This is a genomic window from Terriglobus roseus, assembly GCF_900102185.1.
GTDB classification, from domain to species: domain Bacteria; phylum Acidobacteriota; class Terriglobia; order Terriglobales; family Acidobacteriaceae; genus Terriglobus; species Terriglobus roseus_A.
This window is the reverse complement of record NZ_LT629690.1, coordinates 1496252-1517496: the sequence shown is the minus strand read 5'-3', so window position 1 is coordinate 1517496 and position 21245 is coordinate 1496252. Positions and strand designations below refer to the sequence as shown.

The 21245-nt window shown below is 57.2% G+C and carries 18 protein-coding genes; 8 read left to right on the top strand and 10 right to left on the bottom strand.

All coding sequences use genetic code 11. From position 1 onward, the window contains the following. Position 1: 1 nt before the first annotated feature. The 3 genes from pstB to BLT38_RS06405 form a co-directional block, all read right to left on the bottom strand. A complete protein-coding gene (gene pstB, locus BLT38_RS06415) occupies positions 2-760 on the bottom strand; it encodes a phosphate ABC transporter ATP-binding protein PstB (protein ID WP_083344434.1) in 759 nt (252 codons plus the stop codon). A gap of 122 nt (positions 761-882) precedes the next feature. Then, on the bottom strand, positions 883-2241 hold the full coding sequence (locus BLT38_RS06410) for a sensor histidine kinase (RefSeq protein ID WP_231966791.1): 1359 nt from the start codon (positions 2239-2241) through the stop codon (positions 883-885). A gap of 17 nt (positions 2242-2258) precedes the next feature. After that, positions 2259-2990 carry a winged helix-turn-helix domain-containing protein gene (locus BLT38_RS06405; RefSeq protein WP_083344433.1) on the bottom strand — a complete coding sequence of 244 codons (732 nt, stop codon included), beginning with the start codon at positions 2988-2990 and terminating at the stop codon, positions 2259-2261. A gap of 179 nt (positions 2991-3169) precedes the next feature. Between BLT38_RS06405 and BLT38_RS06400 the strand changes: the two genes are divergently transcribed. Both BLT38_RS06400 and BLT38_RS06395 read left to right on the top strand, forming a co-directional pair. Further along, positions 3170-5035, top strand: a complete 1866-nt coding sequence (locus BLT38_RS06400) for an amino acid transporter (RefSeq protein ID WP_083344432.1) — start codon at positions 3170-3172, stop codon at positions 5033-5035. Positions 5036-5118: 83 nt separating this feature from the next. Next, positions 5119-6444: an MFS transporter gene (locus BLT38_RS06395; RefSeq protein ID WP_231966790.1), complete on the top strand. Its 1326-nt coding sequence runs from the start codon at positions 5119-5121 to the stop codon at positions 6442-6444. On the opposite strand, the gene BLT38_RS06390 is transcribed toward BLT38_RS06395, so the two are convergent. The 3 genes from BLT38_RS06390 to BLT38_RS06380 all read right to left on the bottom strand — a co-directional run bounded on the left by BLT38_RS06390 (position 6445) and on the right by BLT38_RS06380 (position 9005). Further along, positions 6445-7098 (bottom strand): bifunctional 4-hydroxy-2-oxoglutarate aldolase/2-dehydro-3-deoxy-phosphogluconate aldolase, encoded by a 654-nt coding sequence (locus BLT38_RS06390; protein ID WP_083344431.1) that lies wholly within the window; start codon positions 7096-7098, stop codon positions 6445-6447. It abuts the gene before it with no gap. A 22-nt stretch (positions 7099-7120) separates the two neighbouring features. Beyond that, positions 7121-8206 carry a sugar kinase gene (locus tag BLT38_RS06385; RefSeq protein WP_083344430.1) on the bottom strand — a complete coding sequence of 362 codons (1086 nt, stop codon included), beginning with the start codon at positions 8204-8206 and terminating at the stop codon, positions 7121-7123. 91 nt (positions 8207-8297) lie between these two features. Next, positions 8298-9005, bottom strand: a complete 708-nt coding sequence (locus BLT38_RS06380) for a FadR/GntR family transcriptional regulator (protein ID WP_231966869.1) — start codon at positions 9003-9005, stop codon at positions 8298-8300. A gap of 259 nt (positions 9006-9264) precedes the next feature. On the opposite strand from BLT38_RS06380, the gene BLT38_RS06375 reads away from it, so the two are divergent. Both BLT38_RS06375 and trxC read left to right on the top strand, forming a co-directional pair. Continuing rightward, positions 9265-12609: a TonB-dependent receptor gene (locus BLT38_RS06375; protein WP_231966789.1), complete on the top strand. Its 3345-nt coding sequence runs from the start codon at positions 9265-9267 to the stop codon at positions 12607-12609. Between the two features lie 120 nt (positions 12610-12729). Next, positions 12730-13164, top strand: a complete 435-nt coding sequence (trxC, locus tag BLT38_RS06370; RefSeq protein WP_083344427.1) for a thioredoxin TrxC — start codon at positions 12730-12732, stop codon at positions 13162-13164. Here trxC and BLT38_RS06365 read toward each other — a convergent pair. Genes BLT38_RS06365 through BLT38_RS06355 form a run of 3 tightly spaced genes read right to left on the bottom strand, consistent with a single transcriptional unit; the run spans position 13161 to position 16978 of the window. After that, on the bottom strand, positions 13161-13871 hold the full coding sequence (locus BLT38_RS06365; RefSeq protein ID WP_172838170.1) for an L-ribulose-5-phosphate 4-epimerase: 711 nt from the start codon (positions 13869-13871) through the stop codon (positions 13161-13163). The two genes, trxC and BLT38_RS06365, sit on opposite strands and share 4 nt — an antisense overlap. A gap of 11 nt (positions 13872-13882) precedes the next feature. Continuing rightward, entirely contained in the window at positions 13883-15361 is a 1479-nt protein-coding gene (gene araA / locus BLT38_RS06360) for an L-arabinose isomerase (protein ID WP_083344426.1), read from the bottom strand. Between the two features lie 33 nt (positions 15362-15394). Continuing rightward, entirely contained in the window at positions 15395-16978 is a 1584-nt protein-coding gene (locus BLT38_RS06355) for a ribulokinase (RefSeq protein ID WP_083344425.1), read from the bottom strand. Between the two features lie 174 nt (positions 16979-17152). Between BLT38_RS06355 and BLT38_RS06350 the strand changes: the two genes are divergently transcribed. The 4 genes from BLT38_RS06350 to BLT38_RS06335 all read left to right on the top strand — a co-directional run bounded on the left by BLT38_RS06350 (position 17153) and on the right by BLT38_RS06335 (position 20882). Further along, positions 17153-17938 carry an ABC transporter ATP-binding protein gene (locus BLT38_RS06350; protein WP_083344424.1) on the top strand — a complete coding sequence of 262 codons (786 nt, stop codon included), beginning with the start codon at positions 17153-17155 and terminating at the stop codon, positions 17936-17938. A gap of 4 nt (positions 17939-17942) precedes the next feature. Continuing rightward, the gene (locus BLT38_RS06345) at positions 17943-18689 is read left to right on the top strand and encodes an ABC transporter permease (RefSeq protein ID WP_083344423.1); all 747 of its coding nucleotides are present in this window, start codon (positions 17943-17945) and stop codon (positions 18687-18689) included. A gap of 96 nt (positions 18690-18785) precedes the next feature. After that, positions 18786-19712: a TIGR03435 family protein gene (locus tag BLT38_RS06340; protein ID WP_172838169.1), complete on the top strand. Its 927-nt coding sequence runs from the start codon at positions 18786-18788 to the stop codon at positions 19710-19712. Positions 19713-19757: 45 nt separating this feature from the next. Further along, on the top strand, positions 19758-20882 hold the full coding sequence (locus BLT38_RS06335) for a VWA domain-containing protein (protein ID WP_083344421.1): 1125 nt from the start codon (positions 19758-19760) through the stop codon (positions 20880-20882). Between the two features lie 30 nt (positions 20883-20912). Here BLT38_RS06335 and BLT38_RS06330 read toward each other — a convergent pair whose 3' ends face one another. After that, positions 20913-21239 (bottom strand): rhodanese-like domain-containing protein, encoded by a 327-nt coding sequence (locus BLT38_RS06330; protein WP_331711407.1) that lies wholly within the window; start codon positions 21237-21239, stop codon positions 20913-20915. Between the last annotated feature and the right edge of the window lie 6 nt (positions 21240-21245).

The following is a 21245-nucleotide window of genomic DNA, read 5'->3' as shown; positions in this document are numbered from 1 at the left end:
GTCAGCCGAACCTCCCTGTAATGTAATCCTCGGTTCGCTTGTCGCGTGGGTTGGTGAAGATGCGGTCGGTCTTGTCGAACTCGACCAGTTCCCCCGAAAGAAAGAAGCCGGTATCCTCTGCCACGCGCGCCGCCTGCTGCATGCTGTGTGTGACGATGACGATGGTGTAATCGTCCTTCAACTCAAAGATCAAATCTTCAATCTTGCCCGTGGAGACAGGATCGAGCGCGCTGGCGGGTTCATCCATCAGCAACACTTCGGGATCAACCGCGAGAGCGCGTGCAATGCACAAACGCTGCTGCTGACCACCAGAAAGACTGGCGCCACTCTTGGTGCGGAGGTGATCCTTTACCTCTTCCCACAACGCAGCCTGCCGCAGCGAACGCTCCACAACTTCATCCAGTTCCGCGCGCTTGGCAACGCCGCCCAGCCGCAGACCAGCCGCCACATTCTCATAGATGGACATCGTGGGAAACGGGTTGGGCCGCTGGAACACCATGCCGACACGGCGGCGCACTTCGACAGGCGAAGCGTCGTCATAGATGTCTTCGTCGCCAATGCGGATGGTGCCTTCCACGCGGGCATGTGGGGCCGTCTCATGGAGACGATTCAGGCAGCGTACAAACGTGCTTTTGCCGCACCCTGAGGGTCCGATCAGCGCCGTTGCGGAGTTTGCCGCAATCTCCAGCGTGATGCCCTTCAGCGTGTGAGTCTTGCCGTACCACGCGTTCAAATTGTCAACGGCAATAGCAACGCCCACGCTTCTGCTCCCGCCACGGAATGCACACGAATCCGTGCATCAAGAGTACCCGAGAAGCATGAACACAGTGTCAATGCGCGTCGGGGAGCGCTTAGAAAATTAACGGCAATTCTCCCAATCTTTTAGGAGGCCAGCGGGAGTGTGAACAGGAAGGTGCTTCCCTTGCCTAATTCGCTCTCAACCCAGATACGACCGCCATGTTGCTCAATCAGCTGTTTGGCAATGGAGAGGCCCAGGCCGGTGCCACCCTTTTCACGCGAACGCGCCTTTTCGACGCGATAGAAACGCTCAAAGAGACGCGGCAGGTGTTCCGACGCGATACCGGGGCCGAAGTCGCGTACAGAGAACTGCACCGAATCCTCAAGGGAGCGAGCGCTCACGACTACATGCGGGATACGCTCCATACCGGAGGAATACTTCAAGGCGTTTTCCAACAGATTGCCCAGCACTTGAAGGACCGCGTGTTCGTCGGCCATGACGCGCTGCTCTGTGGCTTCGCCGATTTCGAGCTTCGCGTCTTCGGCATACGGCGCTCCGGAGACTGTGCGCAGAGCGTCGCGTACGAGGAGTTCCGCCGAAATGGGCAGAGGATCAAGAATCACATCGCCGCGCTCGACCTTTGCCAACATCAACAGGTCTTCCGTCAGGCGGTGCATGCGTGACGCATTCTTCAGCACTGTTTCCAGAAATTCATTCGCAGCGGGCGAAAGCGGTTCAGTATCCAAAACCGTTTCCACGTAACCAACGATGGAAGTGAGGGGGGTGCGTAGTTCATGCGACACATTTGCTACGAAGTCGCGTTGCTGCCGCTCTACGGCTTCAAAGCGTGTGGTGTCGCGTAACACCACGACTGCGCCCCCGCCAGGAAGCGGCGAGGCCGTTACATGAAAGACGCTGCCATGCAGCAGGAGTTCACTACGGCATTCCTGGGTTGTTCCGTTGTCGAGCGTTCCCTGCACACAGGCGAGTACTGCGGGATCACGGAAGGTGTGTACCAGTGCGCGTCCATGACGAACGGAAACACCCGGTCCTTCACGCTGCATAAGACGCTGCATCGCGGAGTTACTCCATTGCACTCGCCCAGCCGTATCGAGGCCGAGCACGGCGTCCTGCATGCCCTCAAGAAGCACTTCCAGTTGGTGACGGCTTTCAAGAAGGCGTTCGCGGTCACGATCGACGGCTTCCGCAGAACTTCTTACTGCGGAAAACACCGGCTGCAAGATGCGAACCGATTCGCCAGAGCCGGATGAGATCTGTTGCGCGGGTACAGCACCAATCTGCGCAATGGCCTTTGCTGCAGCCTCGGCACGGCGCAGCACTGCGCTTCGTACCGCCATGCCGCAAAGCAGAAGGATCACAGCAAAGAGAGTCACAGCGGCCCACTGCCAGCCGGGATGCTGCGCCACCAACAACAGGAGCGCAACACCCGCCAGCAAAGCGAGCAAGAGTGCTATCAGCGGATTGTGCAACGGACGCGTCACTTACGGAGTCTACGTTCTTATTCCGTGACAGCGGCTACAGTCAGCGTCTGCGCAATGCGGTCCGGACGCTCAAAGCGATAGCCCGCGCCGCGCATCGTCTTCAGGTAACGCGGATCTTCGGCGTCGTCTTCAATCTTTTCGCGGATGCGGCGCACGTATACGTCAACCGATCGCGGCGTGACGAAGCGAGCATCGCCCCAAACGGCGTCCAGCAACTGGTCGCGGCTGAAGACGCGTCCTGGATGACGTGCAAGATAATCCAGCAGGCGGAACTCGGTTGCGGTGGTGGTGACCACTTCTCCGCGCACGCGAAGCTGCATGGCGCCGCTATCAATCTCAATGTCGCCCATGCGGATGGTTTCCGCAGGCTCATGCCGCTCAAAGCGGCGCAGTACAGCCTTTACACGAGCCAGAAGCTCGCGCGTGCTGAAGGGCTTGGTGATGTAGTCATCTGCGCCCAATTCCAAACCGTGGACACGATCGCTCTCAGAAGCCAGCGCGGTCAGGAAAATCACTGGAATGGAGCTCAGTGCAGGATTCAGGCGAAGACGGCGGCACAGATCCAGGCCATCGCCACCAGGCACCATGATGTCCAGCAGGAACAGTCCCGGAGCCTTCCGTTCGGCTGCCGGAAGCACTTCTCCGGCATTCGCAAAGGCCTGGACGATGAATCCGTTCGCCTCCAGTTGGTAGCGGACTAACCGGCTAATATCCGCATCGTCTTCCAGCAAAAAGATAGTCTGGCTCACGCTGATTGCAGTCTCCCTGTACCCCGGTAACAGGCGGTACCCGCAATCAGCGTAGCGCAAACTGCAGTGGGCAATTGCAAATGGACGGTAAATCGTTAGTAGAAAGTGCGCCGGAACCTGCCGCCGGGTAGCCTAATTCGAAACCAACCTTATACTTGGCTGGATACTCCCAACAATCAATGAGCTTTCCTGACTGGCTGCTAGCCGACCTGAACGTACCGAGCGCGCACCAACCGGAGGCACAAAATGCCTGGTGGCGGGTGATGTGCCTGACCGGAGTAGATTACTTCTCCACCTTGGGATACCAGCCGGGCATTGCTTTTCTGGCCGCAGGTGTCTTATCCCCGCTGGCTACGCTGGTGTTAGTGCTGGTTACGCTGTTTGCCGCGCTGCCAATTTATCGGCGCGTTTGCCAGGCCAGCCCATATGGCCAGGGCTCGATTGCGATGCTGCAGTCGCTGTTCCCTGCTTGGTTCGGCAAGATATTCGTGCTGATTCTGCTGGGGTTCGCGACAACGGACTTCATCATCACCATGACGCTGTCCGCAGCTGACGGCGCGGCCCACTTGATCCATAACCCGCTGATGCCCGCGTGGGTTGACCACCAGGTGGTGGTCACGCTGCTGATTCTGGCAATTCTCAGCGGCATCTTCCTGAAGGGCTTCAAAGAAGCCATCGGCGTTGCGGTGTTGCTCGTCACAAGCTACCTCGTGCTGAACGCGGTAGTTGTGGTGGCGGGAGTGCGTGAGATTCTGCATCATCCAGAGACGCTGCATGGCTGGCGGATGGCCATTGCGGACCGGCATCAGAGCCCATGGATGATGTTTGGCATCGCGCTGCTGCTGTTCCCTCGATTGGCACTAGGCCTTTCCGGATTTGAAACCGGCGTGGCGGTTATGCCCCTGATTAAGGCAAAAGATCAGGAAGAACGCGTGAAAAATGCACGCCATCTGCTGGTGACAGCAGCGGCAATCATGAGCGTGTTCCTGATCGCTACCAGTGTCATCACCACGGTGTTGATTCCACCTGCGGCATTCCAGCCCGGCGGAGACGCGAACGGACGCGCCATGGCGTGGCTGGCACACCACTATGCCGGAAATGTGATCGGCACAACCTACGACCTTGTCACCATCCTGATTCTTGGTTTTGCCGGCGCTTCCGCCATGGCTGGATTGCTGAACCTGATTCCGCGTTATCTACCCAAGTTCGGCATGGCTCCGGAATGGGCACGTGCTTCGCGTCCTCTGGTGCTGGTGTTCATGGGCATTGCAACGCTGGTCACCATTCTGTTCCATGCGGATGTCGACGCGCAGGGTGGAGCTTACGCAACCGGCGTACTGGTGCTCATCACATCTGCCTCTGTGGCCGTGATGCTGAACGTGCAGGTAAAACGACTGCGTTACATCTTCATGGCAACGACAGCCATCTTCACCTACACGACGATCGCAAACATCATTGAACGACCGGAAGGCTTGAAGATTTCTTCCATCTTCATCGCGTCCATTCTGTTTTCTTCCTTTGTGTCCCGTGCGTTTCGCTCCACGGAACTTCGTATCTCGGACGTGCAGTTGGATCCTGAGGCGGAAGCCATTCTGGAAGAGGACCAGGATCAAATCATCCGCCTGGTGGCGCGCGGCCCTGAGGCAGGAGATGCAGAGCAGGTGCTCGATGTGGCCGACTGGAAGATTCGCCACTTTCACAATCTTTCCAATCAGGAATGCATGTTCTTCTTCGAAGTGATTCGCGGCGATGCGTCTGACTTCTCTGAGACTCTTCAAGTGACGGGACGGCGCGTGGGACGGCATCGCATTCTGAGCGCGCGCAGCCCTGTCATTGCTAATTCAATTGCGGCGCTGTTGATCTACCTGGAGCAACGCACGGGCAAAGTTCCTCATGTATATTTCCGCTGGACGGAAGTCAGTCCCGCGGTGAACATCATGCGTTTCCTCTTCCTGGGCGAAGGCGATACGGCACCACTGACGCATGAGGTGTTGCGTCGCGCGATTCCGCAGCAAGAGCGGCGGCCTGTGGTTCACGTAAGCTAATCCAGCTTTCTTGACGGTGTGAAGAGCAGGACGATACCCTCGTCGAGACCTGCCACCGCCTTTCTCAGGAGAGCTGTAGCCAAATGCCCTTTGACGATGCTCCGCATGGCGCTGCAAGGTCGATGCGTCCTGAGATAGCGAATCGACCCGATATGCGGCGGCGATGGTTCGTCATCATCCCCGCTGTCTTTGTCACGTACAGCCTTGCATATGTGGACCGCGCGAACTACGGCTTTGGCGCGGCTGCCGGGCTGGCGGATGAACTTCACATCACGGCATCGCAATCGGCGTTGCTGGGATCGCTGTTCTTCTTTGGCTATTTTCTGTTTCAGATTCCCGGTGCAGCCTATGCGCGCAAACGCAGTGCGCGGCTGCTGATTGCGCTGGCGCTTTGCACGTGGGGCATTCTTGCAGCGTTGACCGGAGTGATCCGCAGCTATCCCCTGCTGGCGATTGATCGGCTGTTGCTTGGTGCCGCAGAGAGTTTCATTCTGCCCGGCATGCTGATCCTGTTGACGAAGTGGTTTACGCGCTCAGAACGTTCACGCGCCAACACCATTCTGTTGCTGGGCAATCCCGTTACTGTGCTTTGGATGTCGGCCATTACCGGCTACATCATTCGCGCCTTTGGATGGCAGATGACGTTCATCATCGAAGGTCTGCCGTCCGTGCTGTGGGGATTCATCTGGTACGCCATCGTTCGCGATAAGCCGCAGGACGCGCACTGGACCACCAGCGAAAGTCGATTGGAACTGAACATGGTGTTGGCGGCGGAACAATCGTCGTTGCCAGCCGTTCCGAACATGGCTGCGGCGCTGCGCAATCCGAACGTGATCCTGTTGTCAGTGCAATACCTACTGTGGTCCATCGGCGTCTACGGCTTTGTGCTGTGGCTGCCCGTAATGGTGCACAAAGGCTCTGCGACAGGCATGGGTGTTACTGGCCTTCTGAGCGCGATTCCCTACGCTGCAAGCATTGTGCTGATGCTGATCAACAGCTACTTCTGTGATCGCGCATCCACGCGTTCGCGATTTGTGTGGCCGTATCTTCTGCTGGCGGGAGGCGCTTTCTTCGGGTCGTATCTGGCAGCGGATACAAGCTTCTGGATTGCCTTCGGATTTCTCATCGTTGCCGGTGGATGCATGTATGCGCCGTACGGCCCGTTCTTCGCGATCATTCCGGAGATGCTGCCTGCGAATGTTGCGGGAGAAGTGATGGCGCTCATCAACAGTATGGGCGCGCTGGGGTCGTTCCTGGGAAGTTATCTTGTGGGCTATCTGCAGGGAGCAACGGGCAGTTCGAAGGCTGGCTATCTGCTGATGTCTGTATCGCTGCTGCTCTCAGGAGTATTGATCCTGCTGCTGAGGCCGGTGAAAGCCGCAGCAGCAGTCGAACTCTCAGTGAAGTAACTACGCGTTCGCCGCGCGGAATTCGCGCACGATGCCTGCATACTTTGCGGCAACTCCAGTGACTTCGTGCAGGCGTTTTTCAAAGCAGGCCTTTTCGTCCACCAAATCCGCACCAACTCCTAATGCATATGCTCCTGCTGCAAGGAAGTCTTTCGCAGTGGACACATTCACGCCACCCGTTGGGATCAGTTCAATCTGCGGCAGTGGGGCTTTCAGCGAATGCAGATACTTCGCACCGCCCATGGCGCTGGCCGGGAACACCTTAATGATGTCCGCACCAGCCTGCCACGCAGTCACAACTTCTGTGGGAGTAAGTGCTCCGGGAAGTACTGCGATGGAATAGCGATGGCATAGAGCAATCGTCTCCAGATTGATGGCGGGGCTCACGACAAACTGCGCACCCTCTGCGATGCACATACGCGCGGTCTCAGGGTCCAGCACCGTTCCCGCGCCAACCAGCAGGTCTGGGCGATCCTTCACCAGGCGGCGGATTACTTCGATGGCGCCCGGCACGGTCATGGTCACTTCCATTGCAGAAACGCCACCCTCTGCAATCGCTTCGGCAAGCTGCATGGCCGTATCAACAGAACTGGCGCGCAGAACGGGCAGTACACCAACTTCACGAATCGCCTGCAGAACTTCAGTCTTCTTCATACTTCTTCTCCTCGTACAGGCGCTAACGCTGCACGCCGCTCCCCTTGCCATCCATGGCATGCATCACTTCCGTCAGCGTGGACATAGAGCTGTCACCCGGAGTCGTCATGGTCAGCGCTCCATGAGCTACGCCACAATCCAACGACCATTTCAGATCTTTGCCTTCCATCAAGCCGTAGAGCAGGCCGGAGGCAAAAGAATCGCCTGCGCCAACGCGGTCCAGAATCTCAAGATCCAGATAGCGGATGCTCTCCTCCACCACACCATCCATCCACGCAAACGCGCCCCAGTCATTTCGATTGGCTGTGCGCACCTTGCGCATTGTCGTAGCGATGACATGGATATTCGGAAACTCGCTTTGAATCCGTTCCGCCATCGCCGCGTAACTTGCACTGTCATGCCACGGCGGTCCGCCAGATGCCTCGCAGATTTCAGCAGACAGGTCTCCGTCATGACCAAACAAGACATCGACCATAGGCGCCAGTTCACGATTCAAACGGCTGGCAGCAATCCGTCCGCCGCGATCGCGCCAAAGCGATGGACGATAGTTGCAATCGAACGAGACCACAACGCCGTGGCGCTTCGCTGACTCCATCGCCTCACGTGCCACAGCAGCGGCTGAATCTGACAGCGCGCAGAAGATGCCGCCCGTGTGAAACCAGCGAACGCCTTCCTGCCCGAAGATCTCATCCCAGTTCACATCGCCCGGCTTGATCTGCGCAATGGCGGTGTGAGCGCGGTCCATCATGCCCATGGCGGGTCGGTTGCCGAAACCACGTTCAAGAAAGTAAATGCCGTTGCGCGCTTCGCTGCCGATGCCGTCGAATTCTGTCCAGAGTACGTGGCTCAGATCGACACCGCCCTGCAGCATCAGGTCTTCCACTAGCCTGCCAACGGGGTTATCGACGAGCGCCGTGACCACCGAACTGCGCAAGCCAAAGCAGCGACGCAATCCACGCGCCACGTTGTATTCGCCGCCACCTTCCCACACGCGGAAATTGCGCGTACGGCTGATGCGGTCCTCACCCGGATCAAAGCGAAGCATCACCTCGCCGAGACTCAGCAAGTCCCATCGACAGGTAGAAGACGAACGTAAATCGAGTGCCATGACTTCAGTCTCACCTAGCATCCGCAATCTGAAACTGCGGCTTCACCCTTCACAAAACGTCACTACCTATCGTACAGGTTGGAGAAATGATTTAAACGACTTGCGCTCGCCGGAGAGCCCTTCTCGCGTCGGCAAAGTGCCGCTTCATCCACATACCCGCCTTGGCCGGTTCGCGATCTTCAATAGCATCCGCGATGCGGACATGGGCCTGAACGACCTCCAACATCTCCGTCTTTTTTCGCCTCTGGAGGATGCCGCTGCGCATCGATTGGCGCATGCAACCGTGCATCGCGCAACCGATCACATCCACCAATAGATTGCCTGTGGCGCGGTTGATGATGCTGTGAAAACTGACGTCGTGCTCCACGAAATCTGACGCATTCTCTATGGATTGCTTCATGCCAGTGATGGCCGCCCGCAATTGCTGGATATCGGCTCGAGAGCGCCTCAGAGCCGCCAATTCAGCCGATCGCACTTCAACAGCAGTGCGGACATCCATCACCTGCTCGGTCGAAATCTGCTGCGTGGAAACGGCATGAAGCAAAAGTTGCGTCAGAAAACCGCTGTCCAGCGTTCCAACCTTGGGCGAACGACCGTTTCCCTTTTCAATAATCCCGGCAACTTCAAGAGAATGAAACGCCTCTCGCACCACGCCGCGACTGACTTTCAGCTCTGTGCTGGTCTTCAGTTCGGATGGAAGCGAGTCGCCCGTGGAGAGGCCATTCTCCCGTATGTACTCGAAGACAAAATCCGTTACTCGCGACGCTAGCGTGTTGATTGGAATGCGTTCCGCTGCCATGGTTTGCAAGTATGCCACTCCGAACGACGTAAGACCAAGAAGATATATCACTTCCCTGGGAATAATTCGGAAGCGCTTCCGACGACCTATTGTATAGGTCCGCTTCACCTGTCGTCTAAAAAAGCGTTGACCACAGAATCCTGGCCGGTCTATAGTTCGCACGCTTTAGCTAATCAAGGTGGACCGGTTCCCTATGCCCTTTAAGCTCAGCACATCCTGCGTTTTACGCTCCTTCGCTTTAGCAACGCCGATTCTCCTGATGCCTGTCGCCGGTTATGCCCAGACCCTTTACGGCGGTTTGACGGGCGTGGTGACCGATGCCACAGGCTCCGTGGTTCCTGGAGCGACAGTCACGGCGGAAAACCCCGCGACCGGTTTCAAGCGTTCCTCAACCTCCGATAGCAACGGTGGTTATCAGTTCACGGACCTGCCTCCGGGCACATACAACGTCACCTTTACTGCGGCAAACTTCGGGACATCATCCTCACAGGGCATCCCCATCAGCGCGAACCAGACCCGCCGCATCGACGTGGCGCTGACTGTTGGCAATGTGACCGAATCCGTCAACGTGAATACGGCGCCGCCAGCTCTGCAGACCGAGCGCGCCGACGTGAATTATGAAATTTCACCGACGCAAGTACAGGAACTGCCCACGACTTCGACCGCCGGTCGTAACTTCCAGGGACTGTATCGGTTGATTCCGGGCGTTCCTCCGCCGACGGAAAACAACTCGCAGGCAGGTAACCCCGGCCGCACGCAAGCCGTTACAGCAAACGGCATTGTGAACACGGTGAACTCCACCAAGATTGACGGCGCCGCCGTGGGTTATCCCTGGCTACAGTCCGTAGTGGCGTACATTCCGCCGACGGATTCCATCGAATCTGCCAACATCGTCACGAATAGCTTCAACGCGGAACAGGGTGCGGCCGGTGGTATTGCCGCGAACCTGATCGTAAAGAGCGGCACAAATAACTTCCACGGCGGTATCTGGGAGTACAACTCGATCGCGCAATTCAATGCGCGCCAGTATTTCACTCGCTATACGACGACACCGATCACACCAAAGAACATTTACAACGAGTACGGCGGCAACATCGGCGGCCGGATCATCAAGGACAAGCTGTTCTTCTTCTTCAATTACAACCGCGTTTCGCTGCGACAGTTCAAGACTGGCTCCGCAATGACGGTTCCCCTGGCGGCCTTGCGCAATGGAAATTTTGCAGGCACAGGAACCACGATTTACGACCCCACTACAGGCAACGCTAACGGGTCCGGACGTACTCCATTTGCAGGTAATGTCATTCCCGCAGGGCGTCTGAGCACCGCAGCGCAGAAGATTCTTGCTCTGCTACCTACGGAGAAAGTCGGGGGAACTTCCGGTAACTATCCCGGCGGCGCCGTGTTGCAATATGACCGCTCCTCATACGACGCGAAGGTTAGCTATAACCCGACATCCAAGACGACTTTCTTTGGACGCTACTCGACGGGACGTTCGCTGATCATTGATCCGCCAGCGTTGGGCAATGCTATCGGCAACACATGGGATGGCGGACAGCCGGGTACTGCACCGGGCATGATCCAGAACGTTGGCCTTGGTGCAACGCACACCTTTACACCGAACTTCCTGATCGATGCCAATGCTGGCTTTGTTCGTATTAACCTCGCCTCGAAGGCACCGGACTATGGAACGAACGTTGGCCTGGACACTCTCGGTATTCCGGGCACAAATGGATCTACGCCATTCCAGTCGGGTACACCAGGCTTCATTGTTGCCAACAATTCCAGCTTCGGCAATTACATCCAGTCGAATCCATTTCAGTTCCGCGACATGCAATATGTCGCCAATCTGAATGGAACTTACATTCACGGGCAGCATAACTTCCGCTTCGGCGGCGAGTATGTGCACTCCGCGATTAATCACTTGCAGGCGAATAATGCCGGTCCGCGCGGCCAGTTCACATTCACTGGTGGTGTGACGGGCAATAACAGTGGCGTAGCAGCAGATGGCCCCAACTACTACAGAGCCGTTGCCGACCTGTTGCTCGGAATGCCACAGGCAATTGGTAAGACGGTACAGACATTCCAGCCGAACGGTCCTCGCTTTTCAGTGTTCAGCTTTTATGCGCAGGACACCTGGAAACCAACGCCAAACCTGACCATCAACTATGGCCTTCGCTATGAGTACTATCCATTTGCGAATCGCGATCACACCGGTGTCTTTCGCTTCGACCCGGCGACAAGCAATGTGTTGATTGGTGGACGCGGCAATATCCCGACAGACACAGGCGAAAATGTGGGCTGGGGCATGATCGTTCCCCGCTTTGGCATCAACTACCGCATTGATGAAAAGACCGTCATCCGTTCTGGCGCGGGCATCACCGTTGACCCGGAAAACTACCGTTTCTTCCGCGATGCTTATCCTGCCTTGATCACACTGAATAACACTGGTTCCAATAACTACGTTCCGGCGGGTTCTTTGACGGGAGCCAACGCCGCCGCGCCAAACATGAACACGTTGCCCAGCGGAACACTGACGGCTGGCATCCCGACGATCACTACGCCTGACATCTCCAGCGGCATCGTTCCAATGCCTTATAACTACACGACACAAACTGCCCCGCAGAAATGGCGCCGTGGTTATATCGAAGCCTGGAACCTCTTTATCGATCGCGACCTTGCGCATGACCTTGTAGTGAGTGCTGGCTATGTTGGCACACATCACGTACGGCAGGTCGAAGGTATCGACATCAATGCGGGTGGCGTGAGTCCGCTTGGCGCTGCCAGCCGTCCCCTTTTCGCAAATGCGAATGCGCCCGGCGGTGCCCTGCGCTATACCGGAACCATCCTCAACGTTTTGCCACTTGGAGATGAAGAGTATTCCGGCTTGCAGGTACAGCTAACGGATCGTCAGTTGCGGTCACTGCAGTTTGGCTACAGTTACACGTTTTCGAAGTACATGAACAACTGGGATGCAGACTCCACCCTGGGTACACCGGCTTTCAGCACGCAGGGATTGTTCAAACGGAACTTCGCGTTATCCGGCTATGACCGCCCGCACATGAATTCGTTGTGGACGGTGTATCAACTTCCCTTCGGCCCCGGACGCCAATTCTTTCAATCCGGTTTCGCGGGAATCCTTTTGGGCGGATGGGATTTGAACACGATCACGACTTACTACAGCGGTAAACCGTTCCAGATCACGGATGGATCGCAGAACGGCAACGGCGACACCGTCGTTCCGAACATGGTGTCAAAACCGACAATCTCAGGAACGCGCTACACCACGGGATCAACGACGTACCCGTACTACTTCGTGAACAACGGCAACTTCACCAAGCTGCCCAACGCAAACGCTAACGGCAATGTTGGCCGCAACTCTGTTCGCGGTCCCGGCTATTTCAACCTGGATGTGGGTATCACCCGCAACATTCCCATCTGGCGTGAGTTCAAGTTCCAGTTCAAAGCTGAGAGCTTTGACGTAACCAACACACCGCAATGGGGACAGCCCGTTGCCGACGTAAACAACAGCGGCTTTGGCCAGATCCAGAGTGTGCTGTCCACCAGCAACCGTACGCTTCGTTTCAGCGGTCGCATTTCGTTCTAAACACGTGTCTGGACCAACAAGAGGCCCTGCTTCGGCAGGGCCTTTCTATGCATCCTTGAAACGACTTGATTTCGTTACTCGTCGAAGATAAAGATGTTTCTTGTAGGCCGGGAGGAAGAGATGCCAGTGATTCGAGCCTGTCAAGCGTGCGGAACCAAGAATCGCATCCCGGTGCAGCATCTCGCGGATACCGGGCGTTGTGGCTCCTGTAAACAGCCGCTGCCTGCCGTGAGTGAGCCTATCGCCGCCGATGTGGCGCTCTTCGATGAGATTCTGCAGAAGGCACGCGTGCCCGTGCTGGTGGATTTCTGGGCCGCGTGGTGTGGACCGTGCCGCATGGCAGCGCCTTATGTTGCAGAGACTGCGAAACAGATGGCGGGACGCGGCTTGGTGGTGAAGGTGGACACCGAGGCAAACCCACAGCTTTCGGCGCGGTACAACATCCGCGGTATCCCAAACTTCGCTATCTTTCGCAATGGCGAACTCGTCCGTCAGCAGGCAGGCTTAGTCGACACGTCGCAGATGGTGCGATGGCTGCAGGACGCAGCAGCCTAGCACTGTCCGTAAGTTGCCGATGCGCCGTGCTTGCGGAAGTAATGGCGATCCAGCAAAGCCTTTGAAACACTTTCGCAATTCGCCCGCAACGTCAGCGTCTGGTAGGCCATCTTTGCAACGGCCTCAAGAACCACGGCGTTATGTGCGGCATCATGGGCGTTCCGTCCCCAGACAAACGGCGCATGACCCGCGACAAGGCACGCAGGAACAGCGAGTGGGTCGATGGGCTGACCGTCTTCTCCCTGGCGGAAGTATTCGACAATTGCCAGACCTGTCTCATGAACGTAACGGCCCTGAACCGCTTCGTCACTGAGCGCCGCTGTCACCGGCACAGGGCCGTAGAAGTAATCAGCATGCGTGGTTCCGAGCGCGGGAATAGGCAAACCGGCCTGTGCGAAGCTCGTCGCATAGTCAGAATGCGTGTGGACCACAGCGCCGATCGATGGAAACTCGCGATATAGCAACGTGTGCGTATCCAGATCAGAAGACGGCCGCAGATTCCCTTCGACGATTTCGCCGTCCATGGTGGTTACAACCATGTGCTCGGGTTTGAGCTTGCCGTAGTCCACACCAGACGGCTTGATGACGACGAGTCCCTGCTCACGGTCGACGCCCGAAGCGTTGCCAAAGGTGTAAAGCACCAGGCCGCGGCGCACCAGTTCCAGATTTGCTTCCAATACTTCTTCGCGTAGTTCCTTTAACAGCATCCCATCTCCCGTTACAGCAGCTTGTAGGCTGCGTCGTTCCAGCGAAGTTCATTGCGGAAGGTGTGCAGCTTGGTCTCTTCGTCGATGCGCACCAGTTCTATACCTGCGATCTCCGCGAAGTCTGCCATGTGCTCCATCGTCAGAACCTGCGAATAGCCAGTGTGATGAGCACCACCTGCGTAGATCCACGCAGCAGCAGCAACCTTCAGGCTTGGCTTTGGATGCCACAATACACGTGCCACCGGCAGCTTTGGCAGATCGTGAGCGGGTTTCACCGCATCGATCTCATTCACGATCATGCGGAAGCGATTGCCCATATCCACGATGCTGGCGACAATCGCTGGGCCCGCCGGTGAGTTGAAGACGAGGCGGACCGGATCTTCCTTGCCACCAATACCGAGAGGATGCACCTCAAGCGAAGGCTTGCTCTCCGCAATGGACGGGCAAATCTCCAGCATGTGCGAACCCAGGATGGAGGGCTTTCCTGCAAAGTCGTAGGTGTAGTCCTCCATAAACGACGTGCCACCGGAAAGTCCCTGCGCCATGACCTTCATGATGCGAACCAGAGCCGCCGTCTTCCAATCGCCTTCACCGCCAAAACCAAAGCCAGAAGCCATCAACCTCTGCGTGGCAATGCCGGGCAACTGGCGCATGCCGTGCAGATCTTCGAAGGTATCCGTGAACGCGCCGAAGCCGCCTTCGGTGAGAAACGCTCGAAGACCAAGCTCAATGCGTGCCGATACTGTCAGCGAATCGGCGCGATCATGCTGCGACGTGATCGTGTAGGTATCGCGATACTCCTGTACAAGCGCGGCAACCTCAGCATCACTAAAAGCATTCATGCGCTCAGTGAGATCGCCGATGCCAAAGCCGGAGACGGTATAGCCAAAGACACTTTGCGCTTCGACTTTGTCGCCTTCGGTCACAGCAACGTTGCGCATGTTGTCGCCGAACCGTGCGACCTTCAGATGTTGCGATTCATGCCAACCTAGCGCAGCGCGTGTCCATGTGGCGATTTCGTTGACAGTCTCAGCATCGCTCCAGTGGCCAACGACCACCTTGCGTGCGAGGCGCAGGCGCGCCGTTATGAATCCGAATTCGCGATCACCGTGCGCCGCCTGGTTCAGATTCATGAAGTCCATGTCGATGGAGGCATACGGCAGTTCGCGATTGAACTGTGTGTGCAGATGTAGGAAGGGTTTGCGCAGCGCCTTCAGTCCGGCAATCCACATCTTGGCCGGTGAGAAGGTGTGCATCCACAACACCAGGCCGATGCAGTTATCCGCAGCATTTGCTTCCTGGCACAGCTTCAGGATGCTGTCCGCCGAAACCATGACAGGCTTTGCCACCACGCGCACAGGGATTGCATCTTGCCCGTCGAGCGAAGATGCAATCGTGCCGGCGTTTTCTGCCACCTGTGCCAGCGGACCGGGGCCATACAGATGTTGACTGCCTGTAACAAACCACACTTCAAGCGGATTCTTGCTCATGTGCCAACTTCTCCATGAGCAGGATAACGGCTTTTAGTGTGCGCCACGGCTTCTGGCTGCAATCTCACGGAGATCATGCAGTACTTCCGTCAACGACTGTGGCGCAGCGCTGCGATCGCCGAAGCTTTCGTAGACGCGGCGATACAGCGGATACAACTGCTGGTAGATCACCACCGCATCCGGGTCCGGTTCATAGACCTTGTACTGCGGACACATGCGCTCCTGCGCTTCTTCGAGAGTCGCAAACGAACCCGCAGCCATTTGCGCAAAGATGCCTGCGCCTACGCTTGTCGTGGACGAAGCAGGCACCAGCACCGGCTTGTTGAACACGTTCGCGTAGATCTGGTTCAGCGTGGGGTTGTGTTGCGGGATGCCGCCACCGTTGATGACGCGTTCCACCGGGACACCATGTTCCCCCATACGCTCAAGGATGATGCGCGTGTGGAATGCGGTGCCTTCAATCGCTGCGAACAACTCGTCCTGCGCCGTGCTGACCAGGTTCCATCCGAGAGTGATGCCACCGAGATCGCTACGCACCAACACAGTGCGGTCACCGTTGTCCCAAGAGAGACGAAGCAAGCCCGTCTGCCCTGCGCGGAAGGCTTCCAGCCCTTGCGAAAGCGTCTTTACATCGGTACCAGCACGTTTCGCGATGGCATCGAAGATATCGCCGACGGCAGACAGGCCCGCCTCAACGCCGGTGTATTGCGGATGCACACTACCAGGCACAACCCCGCATACGCCGGGGATCAACGTCGTCTTTGGCTGCATGGCGATGATGCAGGTAGATGTTCCAACGACGTTGACGACATCCCCTTCACGGCAGCCAGCTCCGATGGCGTCCCAATGGGCGTCGAAAGCGCCAACAGGAATCGGGATACCCGCCTTTAGACCTAGCTTCTCTGCCCACGCCGTGTCGAGATGACCAGCAAGATGATCTGAGGTCAGCACCTCGCCCTGCAGCTTTTCGCGGACGCCGGCGAGCAGAGGGTCAACGGCAACAAGGAACTCCTCCGGCGGGAAACCATCCCACTTCGGATTCCAAAGCCACTTATGGCCCAACGCGCAAACGCTGCGTTTCGCATCGCGTGGCGATGTAATGCCGCTCAACGTTGCGGCCACCATGTCGCAATGCTCAAAGGCCGACGCGAACTGCGCGCGTTTCTCCGGGTTATGCCGCAGCCAATGGAGCAGCTTCGCCCATCCCCACTCGTGCGAGTACACGCCACCACACCACTCAATGGCCTCAAGACCGCGTTCGTGGGCCAGCGCGGTGATCTCCTGCGCTTCGTTCAGGGCACGGTGATCGCACCACAGGTAGTAGTCGTCCAGCGGCTGCATCGAGGCGTCGACAGGAACGACGCTTGACCCGGTGGTGTCCAAAGCGAAGGACTGTACATCCGCGCCGTTCACGCCGGTTTGCGCCAACACCTCGTGCGTGGCCTGCACCAGCGCGTCCATCTGCGCGACGTGGGACTGCGTGGCGAAATCCGGATCGTCACGCTTGCGATTCAACGGATACGATGCGGAGGCTGTTCCCAGGCGTCCGCGTTCACTGTCCAGCAGCGTCACACGGACGCTGAGTGTTCCAAAATCTGCTCCAGCTACGATGGCCATTTTCGAAGGTTTTCCAGAGTAAAGCGTTGTTGTCCGTAACAGTCTGCCGGATTGCGGAAAGAATTGTCACACCTTACGGCAGCCGGGAACATTTTCCTGTCATGACGCGTTTTGCGAGAGGCAACAGAGCGATACTGTTCAGGCTTGTCTGCAGCCCCACGGGAGATACGCACAATGATCCGTGTACGAAATCTTGTCCGCACCTTTGGCGATTTCACCGCCGTGAAGGACATTACCTTTGACGTGGAACAGGGCGAGATCTTCGCCTTCCTCGGGCCGAACGGCGCGGGAAAATCCACCACCATCAAGATGCTGACCACGCTGCTGCGTCCCACCAGCGGCACCATTGAACTGGATGGCAAAGACCCCAACCGCAACCAGATTGCGGCACGGAAGAGTTTTGGCATCGTCTTCCAGGACCCCAGCCTGGATCAGGAACAAACCGCTTGGGAAAACATGGAGTTGCACGGCGTGCTGTACCACGTGCCGCGCAAAGTCCGTGCCGAACGCATTGAAGTGTTGCTGAAGACTTTCGAACTGTGGGATCGCAAGGATGCCATGGTGAAGACCTTCTCCGGCGGCATGAAGCGCCGGCTGGAGATTGCGCGCGGGTTCCTTCATACGCCGAAGATTCTCTTCCTGGACGAGCCCACGCTGGGCCTTGATCCGCAGAGCCGCAACCAGCTCTGGACACATGTAAAGGCATTGAACGAGAGCGAGAAGACCACCGTCTTTCTCACGACGCATTACATGGATGAGGCCGACCGTGTGGCGCATCGCATCGCCATCATGGATCACGGCTCCATCGTGGCTCAGGGGACCTCGGCAGAGTTGAAGGAGCAGACGAACACGGAATCACTGGAAGCGGCATTTCTGGCGCTGACGGGTTCGTCGCTGCGTGACGAAGGTGCGGACGCAAAGGCTGGCCTGCGGCAGATGGCCCAGATGTGGAGGCGATAGGACGATGGGTGCAATTTACATTCTGTGGCTTCGGGAACTGAAGCGTTATATCCGTTCGCGCGTGCAGGTGATCGTTTCGCTGGCGCAGCCCTGCCTCTACCTGTTTGCCTTTGGAGCGGGTTTCAGCCCCGTCTTTCGACAGGCAGGTCTGGGTAGCTATCTGCAATTCATCGCGCCGGGCATCATCGGCATGACCATTCTGTTCTCATCCGTATTCAACGGCATCGCCATGCTGTGGGATCGTCAGTTTGGATTCCTGAAAGAAACGCTGGTAGCGCCCGTGTCGCGTCTGCAAATTATGACCGGACGCACGCTCGGCGGCGCAACCGTTGCCATGATTCAGGGCACGCTGGTGCTGCTCATCTGCCTGCTCTTTGGCTTCCGACCAGAACACTGGCTGTCGCTTCCTTATGCGTTTGTCTTTGTCTTCCTGGTGGCCATGCTGTTCTCCGCGCTGGGAACGGCCATTGGCTCTGTGATTAAAGACATGCAGGGATTCCAGTTGGTGATGAACTTCCTGGTCATGCCCATTTACTTCCTTAGCGGCGCGCTCTATCCTCTGGCGAATCTTGGCCCCGTCATGAAGGTCATCACCCATCTCGACCCATTGACCTACGGTGTGGACGGCCTGCGTGGGGCGTTGATCAATCACTGGCAATTCTCTCCGGCGCTGGATGCAGGCATTCTGGCTGCGATCACCTGTGGCTTCCTGGTGCTGGGCGCTTACCTGTTCTCAAAGATTGAGGTATAGCCGCCCCTTTTCAATTTCTCTGTTGCAATGGCAGTTCTACGTGTACTATCCGTACTAGTACACGTAGAACTGCATGTTTCACCATGGAGAAAATCGATGATTCTCTCGAACATCCGAACAGCAGCGTGCCTGATTGCGTTGTCGATGCTTCCCGGCACCGTTGCAACGGCTGACGCACAAGAGTCCAAGCCACTTGCATTCCAAACAGCATCTGTACGGCCCGCAGCGCCGGGAGCCCGTCCCGAGGGACTGGATTGGATGTTGCCTGGAATCGGAAAAGTGCCACCACCGCCTGGCTTGCTGACTATGACTGCGCCAGCGGCGGCATTCCTCACCTTTGCACTCAACATTTCCGAAATCGGGCAGATGAACCCGACCATGGACAAACTGCCTGATTGGACCCGAAGCCGGATGTATACGATTGTCGCCAGGCCCGAGGGTTCAGCCAGTCTTGAAGAGGTTCGCACCATGACGCGAACCCTCTTGATCGAACGGTTCGCGCTCAAGACGCATGAAGACAGCAAAGAGATGGCTGTCAATAAACTTGTCCTGATCAAGCCCGGCGTACTCGGCCCACAGATCAAGCCTCATGCTGTTGGGGAAACCTGCGTTCCTCAAACGGGCGGCGTGAAGTTCAGTAAGGCTCCGGAACCCGGCTCACACGAGACACCGAAGTGTGGCCTGACACTCTATCGCCTGCCTGATGGCATATTCCACCTTGGCCTGGTGGACGTCTCGATGGCCGACGCGAGCAAGCTGATTGGTGGCGTGGGCGGCATGGCAGGTGGACTCGCCTTGCGATCCACGGTCGATGGCACGGGCCTTACCGGCACTTACGACATGTCGTTGGAGTTTCATCCCGAGATTGGCGGCCCAAGCGCAGCCCCGGGAGCGGAAGACGCCGGTGGAGGCCCCACCCTGACGAAGGCGCTAGAAAAGCAGCTTGGAATGAAGCTGGAGAAGTCCACTGGGAGCGTCCGCATCATCACCATCGACAACATCGCTGAGCCGACCGCCGACTAGACCCTATCCAAAACGGACTTAGTACTATGAGACCGAGAGGGGCGAATGATGCGGTTTGCAGCTGCGGCTTTACTGCTTTGCGTTCCATTACTTTCGCAGCAACACGAGCCGCATCTGAAGTCGCTTGAGGATCGAAAGGCCGAGTGGAGAGCAGAACATCACATCATTCTGAACCTTGTGATGAAAGATGCTTCCGGCGCTCCCGCGTCACATCTGTCGCAACAGGACATCGTTCTGCTGGACAACGGGAAGCCTCAACCGTTGGAATCCTTTAGGGAGATGACAGGCCTGCATTCGCTGGAGCCGGTTCATGTCGTTGTCGTACTCGACACCGTGAACAATTCTCGGAAAGATCTGACAGAGCAGCAAAAGTCCCTGGAATCCTTTCTGGAATCAACGAGCGGCACGCTCCCTTATCCAACTTCGCTTGCCCTGGTGACAGATGCCGCAACCTCAGTCGGAGAAGCAACTCGCGATTCGGCGAGTCTTACGGCCCAACTGAAAGAGCTGCCGCTGACCTCGCACATGGAGGAAGGCTATGACACGTCTGCGTTTGGCAGAAGTAACTCGGTCGAATTATCGACCATCAAGAAAGAACAGAGCGACGGCGCTGCCAGGAGCCAACAGCTCTCGAATCTCAACCGCAGGTTTCAGCGTTCCATCCCGGCTCTTGAATATCTAGCCCACTGGCAGCAGGATTCTCCCGGAAGGTGCCTGCTCTTCTGGCTGGGACGCGGCTGGCCAATGCTCACAGAATCGGAATTCACCAGCGACAGCGCTCGAACACAACTGGGCTACTTTGACAGTGTCGTAGCCCTTACCAACGCGCTGAGAGCAGCGCAGATTACGGTTTACAACGTCGGCTACCCGCATGCTTCCGGCAGCGGCTATAAAGGCTTTCTTGCGGACGTCACATCCGAACATCAGGCGACAGCTGGAAATCTGTCTCTCCAGGTATTTGCGATCCACACCGGAGGCGCTGTGATGGATCACGGGAGCCTTGGCGATCAGATTCGATCAGGTTTGGCAGACGCGACCCCGTACTACTCCGTCGCGTTTGACGCCCAAGCAGCCCACACACTGCATGAGCATCACGCGATCCGAGTCACGGTATCTGGCCGACCCGATATCTCAGTCAGCACCGATTCAGCTTTTTACGATGAGCCCTGAGCCTCTGATTCCTGCGAAAATCCAGCAAAATCAGTAGCGCGGGACGCTGTTGTCGATCTCCCGCGACCACTGCTCAATGCCGCCAGCCACGGATTGCACGTTGTCGTAGCCCTCGCGGCGCAGCCAGGCAGTTACAGACAATGATCGTGCGCCATGGTGGCAAAGGACGACAATATGCGCATCCGGATCCAGCTCGTTGTTGGCCCGCGCAGGTATGTCATTCATAGGAATATCTTTACTCCCGGCGATATGCGCGGTTTCAATCTCCCATGGTTCGCGAACGTCCAACAGAACAAAAGGGGTTTGGGATGCGCGCATCTGCGCAACCTCTGCGACACTGATTTCATAGGGCAGCACAGAATA